Origin of the sequence: Micromonospora yangpuensis (assembly GCF_900091615.1) — a bacterium.
In the GTDB taxonomy this organism is placed as follows: Bacteria; Actinomycetota; Actinomycetes; order Mycobacteriales; family Micromonosporaceae; genus Micromonospora; species Micromonospora yangpuensis.
In genome coordinates, this window is sequence record NZ_FMIA01000002.1 from 3856521 (window position 1) to 3872252 (window position 15732).

The 15732-nt window shown below is 66.3% G+C and carries 4 protein-coding genes; all 4 read right to left on the reverse strand.

What is annotated here, in order from left to right; genetic code table 11:
* Window positions 1-101: 101 nt before the first annotated feature.
* Complete coding sequence (locus GA0070617_RS29940) at window positions 102-2027, reverse strand: ribonuclease III domain-containing protein (protein ID WP_139135694.1); 1926 nt, start codon at window positions 2025-2027, stop codon at window positions 102-104.
* A gap of 92 nt (window positions 2028-2119) precedes the next feature.
* Window positions 2120-6253 carry an Eco57I restriction-modification methylase domain-containing protein gene (locus GA0070617_RS17505; protein WP_091439236.1) on the reverse strand — a complete coding sequence of 1378 codons (4134 nt, stop codon included), beginning with the start codon at window positions 6251-6253 and terminating at the stop codon, window positions 2120-2122.
* Window positions 6253-9183: a DEAD/DEAH box helicase gene (locus tag GA0070617_RS17510; RefSeq protein WP_091439240.1), complete on the reverse strand. Its 2931-nt coding sequence runs from the start codon at window positions 9181-9183 to the stop codon at window positions 6253-6255. The genes GA0070617_RS17505 and GA0070617_RS17510 overlap by 1 nt, the downstream gene beginning before the upstream one ends.
* Window positions 9184-9255: 72 nt before the next feature.
* Window positions 9256-15558, reverse strand: a complete 6303-nt coding sequence (locus tag GA0070617_RS17515) for a protein kinase domain-containing protein (protein WP_217628826.1) — start codon at window positions 15556-15558, stop codon at window positions 9256-9258.
* Between the last annotated feature and the right edge of the window lie 174 nt (window positions 15559-15732).

Here is a 15732-nt window from a genome sequence, read left to right on the forward strand (position 1 = left end):
CTGACCCGTCGTCATCCGGCTCTTCAACCCAGCGATGATGACCTTTACTGACCGCGAGAATCACCCCCAATCAGCAACGGAGCGCGCTGATCCTCAGAAGATCAATGGGAGGCATGTGACGACTCTGTATCGAACCTTTTAGGATCATCTCGCACGAACTTGCCGATTTCATTCTCGTAGATACAGGAAATGCCAAGACTTGCCAGCAAAATACAAAGATCACTCTCGGGTCGAGCGGGCAAAAGAACAGCAAGACTGCGATAACTCACAAACCTCGCGTAGTCAAATAACTGTCCTATCGCCAATCGCACCGAATTACGACGAGCAGACGACTTAACCTCAATCAACTCAAATGAAAAGGCATCGAAGATGTCCGTGTAGAGATAACCCTTAACCCCAGGCACAGATATGCGATGGCGTGGCACAACTCGCCCAGACTCTCCGACGAGCCAGTCTAGATATCGGCGGACCAACTCCGCTTCTGGGCGGCCCATCACGCCACTATGAGGCTGGAGATGTCGCCCAACCAGCGGCGAGTAGGCTTCTACCGCAACATATCTAAAACAGCGCCGGGCCTTAACATCAACAGAGTTGAAACGATTACCCGGAGAGGCAGCTTCATGCTTTTCTGTTAAAGACAACAAATGGTCACCAATAAAGTCCGCAAGAGGCGTCGAAGTACCTGCGGGCAAATCCTCACGATCGGCCGCCAAGGCAGCAAGAACGACTTGTGCAGCACTGCCCTTAGCAAGGGCGATGCGCCCAGAAGTCAGCGGTCCTTGAACTGTGATCGAACTGTCAAGAACGGCACTTCTAAGGACTAAGGAGAACCGGAACTGCTCCGCATGTTTCGGCCCTCGAACTTCAGGCTGCCAATCCTGCACTTCAAGATCAATTGTCCTGAGAGTTTTGACCAATGCATCGACGGGACTGAGCTCTCGAAGTGCGCCCGGCGCGATGTAGGTCAAGACGGGATCCCATTCGTCCGGCCAGTCGGCAAGAAGGCTATCCGGGCAGCCTTTGGCCAAGTAGATTGCACCAACTATCGCTTTGAAAAAGTCAGCAGACATCTTTTCACGAACACCAATCCGCTTCTCACTCCGCGACAGAAGCACTCCCGTTTCAAGATTGGTAACTTCGAATGAACTGACGAAGTGAGCTTGCGTTAGGCTTTGCTCCTTGAACACGGCAGGAGGGTTCTTGCACGCATTCTTTACGGCAGAGAGCAGATACTCGTGTGATGCCACACTAGAGCCGAGACTAGCTAGCACAAGGCTAGAACTCTTTCGAGTCTCCAAATTTCGATTCTTTCTACTTCCCTCATTTTCCTCCCAAGAAGAATGAGTCAGCGCAGACGACACTAATCCCGACGCCTCGATCGGAAGTTCAAATATGCATATTACTTGATTCACGGCATCGAGATGCTCCTGAGGCATTGCGCGATTCGATTTGCCAAGAAATTTCCACTCCTTATGAATATTTCGGGAGCCGCCATTAGCAGCAATTGCCGAACGAACAATATTTCCTGCAATATAAGTACGGTCAGTAAGGAGCAACAGCCCCAATAGCTGGTAGTAGACCTTGGCGCATGCTGATGGTGACAATAGGGATCGATCTTCAGATTTTGCCACCAGTGCCGACTTTCGAATCCAATCCATCTTTACTACGTGATGAGGGACGGATTCTACTATCCTAGAGACTCGGTCGTGCAGGACAGATTGATCATTAGCCTTGAGGTCCAGCAGTGCATAAACCGTAGCTTCCCGCCTGATGTAAGATCGACCAAGCGCCGCTAAGGCTTGGAGCACTCCAACAGTCACACCTCGAATCTCAGAGGCATGCTCGCTCAGGAAAGAAGTGCTCATGAGTGCGATTCTCATGTCAGCTTCAATGCGACGGAATTCCTCTTGATCAAGCCCATGTTTATGCAAATGCGCCAAGACTGGCTCGTTATCTGAAAAGTATGATAAGAAGCTCGGCGAGTTGTCAAATAATGGCATTGCCGGGGATTCACTCAGCGCAAACAAGTCGATTACTTCCCTTCCCCTGCTAGGTAGCAGCTATTCAGGCTGGCCGGACGGATGCGATCGATTCGCGGGGACAATGCCCCCTATACCCCCTATGCCACCTCGTGGCGAGGACCCAAACCAGGCAACGGAGTAAGGGTTGATTCGTAACTCTGTCCATCTATCAAGGGGCTATCTAGATTAAGACCAGCAATGGCCATACGGTCGTACTCAGTGAGGATCAACTCCTTGGTACGGTAACAACCGTACTTAGTGATGTCATTATTTTTGAGCCCTCCAGTCGCCGTCTGGAACGTTTCCATAATGTAGTCGACATCGTCGCGATCCACGCCATACAAATGAAAGAAGTAGGCATCCAACTCTGCACGGATGTGAGCACGGCGGTGCTCATTCCAACGAAAGGGCTGCCCTTGATCGCCGAGGTCTCGTGCGAGCGGAGCCATGTCGAATGCCGTGTAAACGAGTTCTAGGACGCGATTCAGAACAAAAGAGGAATGCGGTTCCAGCACTTCGGGCGCAGGAACCGGAAGCTGCTTCCAGGTCATCAACGCCATGTGCACCCCGCCAATCTTCTGACGACTAACAAAATCGAAGACCAGCGAGGATTGAGCTGCAACAAGAAGGGCAACTAGCGGCGGATCAACCGTTGGTAGCATCAGAGGATACGTGTGCCCAACTGCCACGAGCGGGATGAAAGCGGGGATCGCGGTTCGCTCGTTCGTCGACGCAGTAACGTCACACCAGCCGCACAGCCACTCCCTCCGCCATCCGATACTTTCGACCCGACTGCGGACAGCAGGAACTAGAAGATCCCTACCGTTACGTCGACTCAATATGGCACCGCCCTCGGCGACCCAATTTTGCGAAAACGAAGCACGCGAAGGGTTCTGAAGTTCGTTGGATGAAAGATAGCGCGGTTGATTCTGACGGTTGAGTGCCGTCGGGCTCTTCACTACATCCGCGGCTCGATGGTTAAAAAAGTCGACCATTTTTGCCTCGTACAGCGGAAGCATCCGCTCCTCAGCGCGGGTGAATACGTTTCCGTGCAACTCCCAGCCTTCAGCCTCCAACTGGTCTCGCGTCCTGAATACGTCGGAGTCGTCGGTCATATGAAACATTGTGGCCTTGAAGGTTATCTCCCACGGATTCCCTCCACCACCATCTTGTTCTCTCACGAGGACAGGAAAACGGTGGTACATGGCTACCGTCAGGTTTGCATCTCGGCGACTGCGGAAGATCGGCAGCGTTCCGGTGTTCGGGTTGATTAGAGTAATCTCTTCGGGGGCAAGGGCAAAGATTCGGCCCCCCTCATCGAGGCCCGTCCGGTCTTCCAAAAAGAAGGCGTAGCGCGCAGCAGGCTCGATGAGCGCTCGCCCGGTAGCTGACAGCAGACAGAACTTGTAACTGGAGTGCACACCAACGAACAGCGGCTTGCGATTGTCAAAGTCATAGAGAGACGCAATTCGACCAGAACTACTGAGGCCGCTAAACAGGTGCTGCGCCCCAGCACTCGTCGCGACGGCCGTCGGCAAAATGCAACCAAATCGACCTACCGGGGCGACGATTGAGGCAACCCGCTCGGCAAAAAGCTGATCAGTTTGAAGCATAGTCACCCCCTTGACGGTGAGGCCTTTAGCGCACAGGGGAAATGCACCGGAGTCTCCTGCAAAGTGAAAGGTGGATTTGACCCGCCGACGCTCGGCCCGATAACGCTCGCCCTCGTCCGGGAACTCCTCGGCCCAAGCGGCTATCCGGGTGCGACGAGCGGTGCCAGCAATCGCGGCGATCAGGGGATCGACCACGCTAAAGTACTTCTTGTCCTCGAAGTCGACCTTGTCCCAGGGCGGGTTGCCGAGGACACACGAGAAGCCACCCGCCCAACCCGTGGTCGAGTCGACGTCGACATGGGAGGTGGATTCCTTCGGCACCACGAAGATGTCCGGGAACTCCAGGTGCCAGTGGAAGAATGTGTACCGCTCACGTAGTCGCATAATCTCGTCGTGCGTGACCTGGGAAGCACCTGCCCCGGCCGGATCCCGGAGCGTTCGGAAGATCTCATGCGTGATGGCTTCGGGTGCATCCTTCGCCTTGTGCCAGACGAATGCCGCGCACCACGCGTCGGCAACGTGCTTGGCGTGCACGTACTCCGCAGAGCTGGCCCAGTCACGGTATGCGGCGGCCCGCTTGCGGACGTCGCGAAGGTCGCCGGCCGAAGTGCGGGTGATCTGCCGCAGGGCGGTCGCGAAGGTGATGTTGGTCAGCGACATGCCTTCGTCGAGCCCGAAGAGGACGGGATGTTCGTCCCGTTCGACTTCATTGCGTCTCTCCAGTGCCCGTGCCCAAGCAGGGTCGTCGCCTTCGACTGGCTTGAAAGCCTTACTGGGGATGCCGCCTCTGATCAAGGCTGGCGTCGCCCCCATCAAGCCGTTGCCGTGCTTGACGTGCGCGTCCAGGAAGTCCAGCGGTCGGCCCGGTTCCAGCGCCTCCAGCCAGAGGGATACCTTAGCGAGTTCCACCGCCATCGGGTTGAGGTCGACGCCATAGATGCACCGACCGACCACTTCGTGCAGCGCGTGGCGTACCGCCTCGACCGTGGGCTCCGGGTTGCCTTCCCGGATGGCCGCGACGCGCTTGGCGATCCGGCGAGCGGCAGCGACCAGGAAGTGGCCGGACCCACAGGCCGGGTCACAGACGGTCAGCGACAGCAGCTCGTCGATGATGCTCTCTGTCGTGTCGGGCTTGCCTTCAGCCGCCGCCTTCTGGTCACCGCGCTTCTGCGCGTCGTCGATGACCGGGTCGAGCGTGGAGTCGAGCAGGGTCTCGATCAGCGAACTCGGCGTGTAGTACGAGCCCGTCTTCTTGCGGTCGTTGCCGGCACGGTCGACCAGTTCGAAGGTGCTGTCCGTCGGGCTGTGCTTCGGCACCGACTCCAGCAGCGATTCGTAGATCGAGCCCAGTTCCTCGGCACCCATGTTGCGGTAGTCCACCGGACGCCAACGGCCTGATCCACCGTCCCGGACCCGGCAAAGGAAGCGCACCGCTTCCAGCAGGTCCTTGTTCGCGAGCGACAGCCCGTGCAGCGGAGCATCGGCCTCGACGTCGTCGTAGAGGCCGCCGAGGCCGGGAAGTCCCAGTTCAGGGCGTCCATCGACGTCGCCGAGCGCCGTGAGGACGATCCGTAGCGACTCGTAGAGGTCTGCGTGCGGGGTGCCCCGACGGCGCAACGCCTGGCGGCGCAGCCGCGCAGAGGAAAAGTACTTCGCATACCGATCGCGAGTCTCGTCGCTGGTGCTTGGTGGGTGCAGGGCGTCGCGATCCTCGGCGACGAAGAGGAAGATCAGCCGATAGACCAGTCGCAGCAGGGCTGCGTGGTAGGCGTTGACGTCGAGATCGCGCCGCAGCTCACCGTTGGCCGGATGCTTGAGGAATCCGGTGCCCAGCGTCGTGATCGCATTTTTGACTGCATCTCGGTGCTGGTCCAGCGCGCGCACGCCGGAGGAGATCGCCTCCGTACGCCACTTCTCCAGCCAGCAGGTCGACGGGGTGGCCCCCTCCCCCACCGCGAAACGGCTGACGTGCAGCAGCCGGTAGAGCAGGACGAACTCACTGAACAGTTCACCGTCGAAGATCGCCTCCAGGTCGAACTCGACGTAGGCGGCGGTGGCCAGGGCGTTGGAGTCGCGCAGCAGTCGCAGTTGCCGGCCGTTGGTGAGCACTCCCCACAGGTGGGCGTCGGTGCGGTTCAGGCACTCCTGCACCAGTGACTGCGGCGGGATGCCGCCGGTGGCCGGGCGCTTGTCGAGGGTGGCGTTCCACGGGGCAAGGTGGATCGGGACGTGGTCCCAGCGGTGGCTGATCGGGAAGGTCTTGCCGCCGTCGTCGGCGGTGATGCCGGTGGCCCCGATCGGGGTGAGGACACCGAAGCCGAAGGCAGCGAACAGGGGATCGAGCCACTGGGTGACGGCGTGGCCGGTCGGGTCGGCGGGGGTGTCGGCCTCCGGGGCGACGGGCAGTCTGTCGCGCAGGTTCTTCCACACCGACCTGAGCCAGTCCCAGTGGCGTTCGGCGTCGTCGCGGACCGAACGTGCGGCGACCACCCGGTAGTCGGCGGGCTTGCTGCCGGGGACGTCCCTGCCCTCGGCGATGCGGACCAGCATGTCGGCGGGGAGCAGGCCGCCGATGGTGTGCACGGCGGTGAAGATCTGGTTGCGGGCGGTGGCGGACATCAGGCGACAGCTCCGGCGGCGGGGGCGGGCAGGTAGACGTAGGCACCGAGGACGTCGGGGCGGCCCTGGGCGGTGACGGTGAGGCCCCGGACGATCTCCCCGGCGGCGCTGCGCACCCGGCGGTGCGAGGCGAGCAGGTCGGCGGCCAGCTCGTCGCCGTACCCGGTCAGGTGGTCGTGGGTCGCGGGCAGGTCGGTGAGGATCTGCCGCATGGTGCGTTCGCCGAAGCCGGGGTCGGTGTTGGCGTCGGCGGTGGCCTCCAGCAGCGCCAAGGCCTCGGGGTGGTCAAGCCAGCGGGCGTTACCGGGGCTGCCGGCGAAGGCGAGCAGCCGGGCGTCCTCGGCGACGAGCTGCCGACTGCCGGCCCGCGAGGGCAGGGTGAGCTGGAAGCGGTAGCGAACCACCAGCAGGGTGGTGCGGCTGGTCACCGCCCGGGTGCGGATCACCCCGCAGCGGCGGGCCGGGCGGGGGCCGGCGGTCTGCTCGTCGAGGGCGGCGTTGAGGACGTACCCGGCCAGTGCCGCCACTGCGGGGTCGGTGCGGACCATGGCGACCTCGCCGCGTTTGACCGCGGCGGTGGTGCGGAACGGTACCGGCCGGCCGGTCTCCACGGCGTCGCCGCCGAGCGCCGGGGCGAGGGCGTCGCGCAGGCCGGCGGGGGTGCCGCTGACGTCGGCGGTGAAGTCGCCCGGGTGCGCCGGGTCGTCGCGCAGGAAGCCGTCGAGGCTGCGCAGGGCCCGTCGGACGAAGCCTTCGATCTCCGAGGTACGGCCCAGGGTGTCCCGGATGGCGGCGACCTCGCGGGCCACCTCCTGCGGGTGGATGGCGTGCTGGGCGAAGCGGGAGCGGGAGGTCTTCTCCCGTTCGGCGGCGGACTGCCAGTCGCTGGCCAGTGCGGCGGCCTTTTTGTCGATGGCGCGGTACTCGTCGGCGTCGAAGAGGCTGCCCTGTTCGCCGTCTCGGCCGCGCAGCAGCAGCCACTCCACGATCGCGTCGGTCACTCCGGAGGAGGCGGCGTCCGGGACGGAGACGGAGATGCCGAGGTCCTTGCGGATCTGGCGGTGCTTGCGGATGAGGACGTCGAGGACCTTGCCGTCGATGCCGTTGTCGCTGCCGTAGAGGGTGACGACCCGCACCACGCCGCGCTGCTGTCCGTACCGGTCGACCCGCCCTTCCCGTTGATCATGGCGGGTGGGGTTCCAGGCCAGGTCGTAGTGGATCACCGCGTCGAAGTGGTGCTGCAGGTTCACCCCCTCGGAGAGGCAGTCCGTGGCCACCAGCACCCGGCGGGCGGCCGGGTCGTCCCCGGCGTCGCGGGCCAGGTCCTCGATGCGCTGGATGCGCTGCTGCGGGGAGAGGGTGCCGGTGACCGCCCGGACGATGGTCTTCTTGCCGAGCTTGCCGTCGAGGTGTTCGGCGACGTACTCGGCGGTGGGGATGTAGCGGCAGAAGACGATCGGGTGGTAGCCCTCCTTGAGTAGCGCCTTGACCTGCTTGACCAGGGCGGCGAGCTTGGTGTCCTCGGTCGGCCCCTCCAGCTTCGCGGCCTGGGCGGCGAGCTGCGCCAGCCGTGCGCCAGCCGCGCTGTCGGCGTCGGTGGTCTCCGCGCCGGGGGCGACGTCCAGCCCCTCCAGCGCGTCGGCGTCGGAGAAGTCGCTGGTCAGCGGGGCACCGAGCCGGTCGGCTTCGGCGGCGTCGCGGGCGGTGGCGGTCGCCGAGCGGGTCTGCAGGGTCTGTGCGGCGGCGCGCGGGGAGGAGACCAGCGAACGCAGCAGGGCGATCGCCGACCACCAGGCGATCCGGACCTCCCGCCGGCCGCGCTGGTCCGCGGCGCTCACCCGTTCGCTGGCGTACGCGATGGCGTCGTCCAGCAACGCCCGGTACGCCGGGGAGAGCTTGTACGTCTCGTCCTTGAACTCCCGGTCGGTGGGGAACGAGGTCTGCTCGGTGAGCGAGCCGTCGGCGACCCCGTCCTCCCGGGTCAGGTACTTGCGCACGTCCTGGCGCTTGCGGTGCACGAAGTACGGGGCGAGGGCGCGGCGGCCGGCGTCGGAGCCGAGATCGACGTCGGCCAGCTCCGGCTTCAGCAGGCCGAGCAGGTTGCGGAAGGCGCCCTCCTTGCCGCTGTGCGGGGTGGCGGTGACCAGCAGCAGGTGCCGGCCGGTGTCGGCGGCCACCCGTTGCAGCAGCTCGTAGCGGAGCTGGTTCTGGCTGGTCACCGTGTCGTCGGCGGCCACGCAGGTGTGGGCCTCGTCGACGATGACCAGGTCCGGGCAGTGCCGGACGAAGTCGTCGCGGTGCCGGGTGGACTTGATGAAGTCGGTGGAGACGATCACGTGCGGGTGCCGGTCGAAGAGCGACTGGCCGAGGTCAAGGCCGCGTTCCAGCCGGGACACCGTGGAGGCCAGGACCAGCTCCGCGTCGATGCCGAACTTGGTACGCAGCTCGTCCTGCCACTGCTCGGCCAGGGCCGGGGAGCAGAGCACCGCAAGCCCGCTGGCGCTGCCCTGGGCGAGCAGCTCGCTGGCGATGAGTCCCGCCTCGACGGTCTTGCCGATGCCGACGTCGTCGGAGATGAGCATCCGTACGGTCGGCTGGCGCAACGCCATCAGCAGCGGCACCAGCTGGTAGGCGCGGGGTTCCACGGCGATGCCGGCCAGCGAGCGGAACGGGCCGGCGCCGGAGCGGAAGCCGATCCGCAGGGCCGAACGGAGCAGCCCGGCGGCCTGGGCGTCGCCGAGGTCGGTCGGGGACGGGTCGGCGAACTCGGCGCTGCGTACCTGCTCGAAGGCGGGGAAGACGGCGGCGATGTCGTCGTCCGCACCGCCGAGCGGGCGCAGCACGAGCAGGTCGCTGGCGCTCTCCGGCAGTACTACCCAGTCGCGGCCCCGGGCGGAGACCAGCGATCCGGCGCTGAAGGGGATGGTCATGAGGGGAGGGGGTCCTTCGCGTCGTGGACTGTTCTGTTGTGGTGGTCAGGTGGCGCGGGGGTCGGGGTGGGCTCAGCGGCCGGTGCTGGTGCCGAAGCAGTAGCGGTGCTCGGCCACGATGGCGGCCCAGTCCGCGTCGTGCGGGAACCGGATCACGTCCCAGCCGGCGTCGCGGAGCCGTTCCTCGGCGTCGCGGTCGCGCTGGGCGACCGTCTCGTGGTCGTGGACCGGGCCGTCGACGAAGACGGCGACCTGGCCGCCGGGCAGCCGGTAGACGTAGTCCGGCCGGGCCAGCGCCTCGGTGATCAGGACCTGCGGCTCGTCGGGCAGCCGCAGACCCCGCTCCTTGAGCCAGGTGACGAGCTTGCGTTCCAGCGCGGTGTCCGAGCCCTCGCTGAGCCGGCTGAGCTGCTCGGTGCGGGACTCGCCCTGGCCGGTGGTGGTGGCCCTGGCGGCGGCGAAACGCAGCAGCAGGTCCCGGACCAACTGCCGGTTGATCAGCTGGTGGGTGAGCTGGTTGCCGTAGGTGAGCAGGCAGTCGTAGCAGCCCCGGGCACAGGACCTCTCGTCGGTCAGGTCCTGTAGGTCGCTGCCGTCGGGGGCGAAGTGACAGATCTCCAGGGCCTTGGCGGCGGCGGTGGCCAGCGCCTGCGGGTCGGCCTGCATCAGCCGCAGCACCCCGGCCCCACCCTCGGCGGCCTCGGTGAACAGCATCCGATCTCGGGGTCCGGTGTCCGGCGGTAGCAGCTCGGTGGTCAGCTCCGAGTCCTCCAGCTCGAACGCGGCCTCGATGCCGCGTTCCAGGGCGTACATCAGGGTCAGCGCGACCTCCTGCGCCACCGGCTCGTCCAGCTTGAGAACGAGGATGTTGCGCCGGTCCTCGACGTACGGGATGACCCGCTTCTTGCGGCGTTTCTCGTTACCGTCGTCGTCGACGACGGGCATCTCCCGGGAGTCCCCGGCCGCCTCACCCGCGTCGCGTTCGTTCATCCAGCGGCCGTCGGCGGGGTCGAGCCAAAAGCCGTCCGGTTCGTTCTCCTTGGCCCGGACCCGGCCGACGTTGGTGACCCGCACCGTGGCCGAGTCACCGTAGGACAACAACCCCAGATCACCACCCGGATCGGCGATCAGGGCGTCGCGGCGGCCCGGTCGGGCCCCGTGGTCGTGGAAGCGGTACGAGGTGACCAGCCGGTAGCCGGCCCGGCGACGCTCCTCCTCGTCGGAGGAGATCCGCTCCCGCCGCTTGGTGTAGACGGTGTGCAGGTGCAGCAGGCCGGTGCTCGTGTCCTGGCTGCTGAACGGCTGGTCGCACATCTGGCAGCGGTCGGCCTGGTGCCTGGCGTCGTGGTGGTAGCCGCACCGGGTGCAGCGGGTCGCCTCACCGGTGGTGACCTCGCCGGCCGCGTCCGCCGGCAGCTGAATCCGGGTCACCTGGTAGCGGGCCCCCTCGTGGTAGATCAGCGCGCCGGGGCCGAACTCGCGGATCGCCAGGAACCGGGGCCGTTGCAGGTAGTCGCCCTCCCCCGACCGCCGGCCGGTGGTCGGCACGTACGCGGCCAGCGGCAACCGGGGGAACGAGTAGCCGGGAAGGAACCCCTCGCTGGCCAGATACCGGTACGGGTTGAAGTCCGACAGCACCGACCGGCTGTCCACGCTCTCGTTCTTGAGCAGGTTGAGCTGGGTCTCGGCCTCCTTGCGGCGGCCGACGGCGATCCGGCGGTCCCGTTCGGACAGGGTGTGGTCGAGGACCCGCCGGTTCTGCTCCGCCTGGTCGACCAAAGCCGCCTTGAACAGGCCCCGCCACCTGTCGAAGGCGCGGTCGAACCGGTCCGGGGTGGTCCGGACGGTGTCCTCGATCCACTGGTCGTCCCACCAGCTCGACTCCCGGTACTCGGGCAGCAGGCCGGCGAAGACCCGCCGGGCCGAACGCGCGGCGCTGTCCTGGAAGCGGGCGTCGTGCAGCGCCGCGGCGATGTGGTCGTGCAGCGGCAGGGTCGGGTTCGGCAGCCGGGAGTCCTCCGGGTAGCTGATGTCGATGTTGTCCGGGATGGCGCGGCCCAGCTTGAGGCCCGTCTCGGCCAGCCAGATCGCCTGCACGTGCGAGCGGACCAGGTCCTCGTTTGCCAGGTCCAGCCGGGGCGGGGCGACCGCGCCGGCGACCATCTTCTCCGAACGGCGGAAGTAGTACTGGTCGTGGCTGTTGCCGGTGGCACAGTACGTGGTCACCAGGGCCGGTTGTCCGGATCGGCCGGCCCGGCCGCTGCGCTGGGCATAGTTGGCGGGCGTCGGCGGGACGTTGCGCATCATCACCGCGTTGAGCTCGGAGATGTCGACGCCCAACTCCATGGTGGGCGAGCAGTAGAGCAGCCGCAGCTCCGCCTTGCGGAAGGCCTCCTCCCGGCGTTCCCGCTCGGCCGGGTCGACCTGCGCGGTGTGCTCCCGGGCGGCCAGGCCGGTGAGAGTGCTGGCGGTGTCGCGGTAGAGCTTCCGGAAGAAGGTGTTGACCCGGGGGCCTTCGCCGCTGGCGTAGGTGCGGGTCAGCGGATCGTGGCCGCCGGTCTCGCCCCGGCCGGCCCGCCAGAGCAGGGCGGCGGCGGAGACCCGGTAGCCGGTGGTCGGGGTGACGGCCCGGCGGAAGCGCGCCGGACCGCTGGGGGTCTCGGTGCACTCGACGACGAGGTTGTCGTGCTGCAGCACCTTGAGCAGGTCCACGATCAGCCGCTGCGCGTCGTCGAAGGAGAGGCCGGTGCCGAAGTGGGTCGGACGCCGGAGGAATTTGCCGACCTTGCCGCGCCCGGACAGGAACAGCCCGGACCGGCTCGACCCCTTCTTCGACGACTGCGGATAGGCGGTGCCGACCACCGGTTGGTCGCTGGCCGACAGCGTCCACGGGTCGACCAGCAGCTCCTCGCTGGCCCGCTGCAGCGAGTCGAACTCGCGGAAGTACTGCACGTCGATGGCGAGGCCGCGACGCATCTCGTTGAGCAGCGCCCGCATGATCTCGGATCGCTGACCGGGCGTGGCGTCCCGCAGGTGCCGGTCGGTGCCGGCCCACCGCTTCTCGTTCCCGGCGATCCAGTCCACGTCCGAGTAGTCGATGACCAGCAGCCCGGTCTGCTCCAGGTTGGGCATGGTGACCCGCCAGCCGCGCTCCAGGTCGAGGTAGAGGCGGTAGGCGACGACGTCCCGGAACGCCTTCTCGGCCCGCTTCCTCATGTTGGGCGCCAGGTCGTCGCCGCGGGCGAAGTCGGTCAGCCGTAGTCGCAGGGCCGCCGTCACCGCGTCGGCGAGCTGCTCGTGGGTGAGCGCGGCCTCGTCATCGTCGCCGGTGGCCGCCTCGGCCGCCTGCACCGCCGCCCGGTAGAGGGCACCACGGAGCTGGGTGATCTGCACGAAGTCGTTGAAGTGCCCGGCCTGCAGCGAGGCGTCCTGCCGGTTGTCCACGAAGGTCAGCAGCTTGCGGGCCTTCTCGTCGAGGGCCTCCGGGGGTGCACTGAGCAGTGACCGGATGATGGACGTGGACACCAGCGACGTGGCGGATGACCGTCCCTCCTGGTCCAGGCTGGCCAGCTTGGCGAAATCCTGACCCCGGGCCTGCTCGTAGCTCACCCCGCAGTGCAGACAGAACCGGAACGGCGAGGGTACGAACGCGGCCTGCAGCGCCCCCTGCCCCTCCCAGCCCTGGGGGTTCACGGTGACCGCCAGCGGCAGCCGGTCCCGCAGCGTGGGGCGGACGGTCTCGTGGCCGTGGTCGTCGGCCTCCAGCCAGGACTCTGGGATCCGACGTTCCTCGATGGCCAGCTCCGCCGTGGCCGGCCAGGCCCGCTCCGAGTCGACGTAGAGGTAGCCGTCGCCGGCCCGGCCGCCGGTGGCGGTGGTGTCCCGGCGCGGCTCGTACCGGTACGAGCCCTGGTGCTCGGTGCGGAAGACGGTCAGGTACTCCTGTCCGCACTCCCGGCAGAACGCCAGCGGCAGCAGGATCTTCTCCTCCGGGCCGGGCAGCACCAACTGGTACTCCCGGGTGAGGTGCCGGGTGAGCTCGTCCTCCAGGGTGACGTAGACGGTGTCGCCCTTGGAGAGGAACTGGTGCAGCCGGAAGGCGAACAGGGGCCGCTCGGTGACCGGGTGGCGGGCCTCCGAACCCGCCTTGAGGGTGTCCCGGATCGCGGTGACGCACTCGTTCCCGGGCAGACCGCTGGACCCGGCCAGTTCGGCGGCGGCGTCTTCGATCTTGGCCGGTTGCTGCCGGACGAGCTGGCCGGTCGGGTCCGGGACGAGACCGAAGCGGCTCTCGATCCACCGGGCGAGGGGATCGTTTACCAGGTCGGCGTAGGCACGCGGGGCACCAGGCGCCCGCAACCGCTCGACGGACACCGTGTCCGGCGTCGGGCCGGTCGCCCGGACCAGGGTCTCCCCGATCACGTTCTGCCGGGTGACCGGCGTACCGAACAGGGTGGTGGCCACCCGGGCCACCGCGGACCGCCGCTGCTCGGCGCTGCCCTCGCTGGAGATGGTCGCGGAGGTGCCGACGCACTGGAGCTGGTCGGCCGCGCAGGCCTCCCGCACTCGGCGGATGAGCAGGGCCACGTCCGCGCCCTGCCGGCCCCGGTAGGTGTGCAACTCGTCGAAGACCAGGAACTCCAGGCCATGGGCCATCCGGATCAACGACCGCCGGTCGTCCGGCCGGGTCAGCATCAGCTCCAGCATCACGTAGTTGGTGAGCAGGATGTCCGGTGGATTCTCCCGGATCTGCCGGCGCTGCTCGTCGCTCTCCTGCCCGGTGTACCGGGCGTAGGTGACCGGTTCGCGGCCCTGGCCGTAGCCGTCGCTGAGGTACTTGTCGAGTTCCTTGAGTTGGCTGTTGGCCAGCGCGTTCATCGGGTAGACGATGATCGCCCGGACCCGTTTGCCAGCCTTGTCACCCTCCGCCCGCCGGACCTTCAGCACCCGGTCCACGATCGGCACGATGTACGACAGCGACTTGCCGGAGCCGGTGCCGGTGGTCAGCACGTACGACACGCCGGACTGAGCCTTGTCGATGGCTTCGCGCTGGTGCTGGTGCAGGGTCAGCGGCCGGCCGTCACAGGACCGGCCGCCCTCGGTCTTGCCAGCCTGGAAGATCCGGGCGCACTCCTCGTGCAGCACGCCCTGGCTGACGAGTTCGAGGACTGAGCCGCCCGAGGCGAAGAAGGGGTTGAGCGACACCCAGGGGTCCGGCCACTGCGACTTGGCCTCCAGGTCCTCATCGACAAAGATCGCGATCCGGTCGTCCCGGATGACGGTGCCGCCCTTGGTGAAGGACCGGTAGTCGTTGATGAGCTGCTTGTGCACCCCGAAGACGTCCATGCCCGACGGGGGCGTCACGGCCAACGGCCCCGGTGCGGCGCGGACGGGCACCGGCTCGGTGGCCACCCGCTCGCGGGCCTGGGCGAGATAGCGGACCGGATCGGACTCCGCCCAGCCGGGGACCGTGTCGGTGCCCTTGGCGTAGGGCAGCAGCGCATCGCGGACCGTCGCGGCGTCGGCGGGACGGTCCGCCGGATCCTTCGCCAACAGGACGGTGATCAGCCTCATCAGGTCGCCGGGCACGTCCGAGCGCATCAGATCGATTGGTGGGACCCGCTCGTGCAGGTGCTTCTGCCACAGCTCGTGCGGGTTGTCGCCCTGGAAGGGCGGCACCCCGGTCAACAGCTCGTAGAGCACACAACCCAACGCGTACAGGTCGGCGGCCTGGGTCACCGCAGCGACACTGAACTGCTCGGGAGCCATGTACCGCACGGTGCCGACGGTGATGCCGGTACTGGTCACCTTGCCGTTCTCGGCGTCGTCGAGCATCCGCCCCATGCCGAAGTCCAGGACCTTGACCACGCCCGAGCGCAGCAGCATCACGTTGGCCGGCTTGAGATCACGGTGCACGATCCCGACGGTGTGCGCGGCGGACAGTCCGCTAGCGATTTGCGCACCGATGGCAGCGGCCCAGGAGATCGGCAACTGTGGTTGCTCGTCGACCAGGTCCCGCAGGGTCCCGCCGTCGAGGAGCTCCATCGCGATGTAGGGCAACTCGTCGGGGGCGGCGGCCCCGGCGATGATGCGCGGCAGATTGGGGTGATCGAGCTTGCGCATGATGCGCACCTCGCGCTCGAACCGCTGCCTGGCCTTGTCGTCGGCCGAGGTCCCGATGGCGGTCCCCGCCCGGCTGCGCAGGATGAGCTTCAGGGCGACCCGGCGGTGCGGCGAGTCCTCCGGCGCCTCCATGTCGTCGGCCCGGTGGACCTCCCCCATGTTGCCCTTGCCGATCGCCCCCCACAGCCTGAACCGGCCTGCCACCCAGTCGTTCTTCGCCGTCACCCTCAACGCCCCCAGCTCGTCGCGCACGACGACCACGCATGCGGCGGGACCGTTTTGATGCTGGCTGCCCACTCAGCCAGCGGGTCCCGTGCACAGGACTCCACGGGGACATTTCGCCCAGAAGAGATGTTCGTGATGCCGTCCGTGGAGTATGCCGCGCAAGCTCCAAACAGGAATCATCCGGTCGGCGACGAAGGCAGA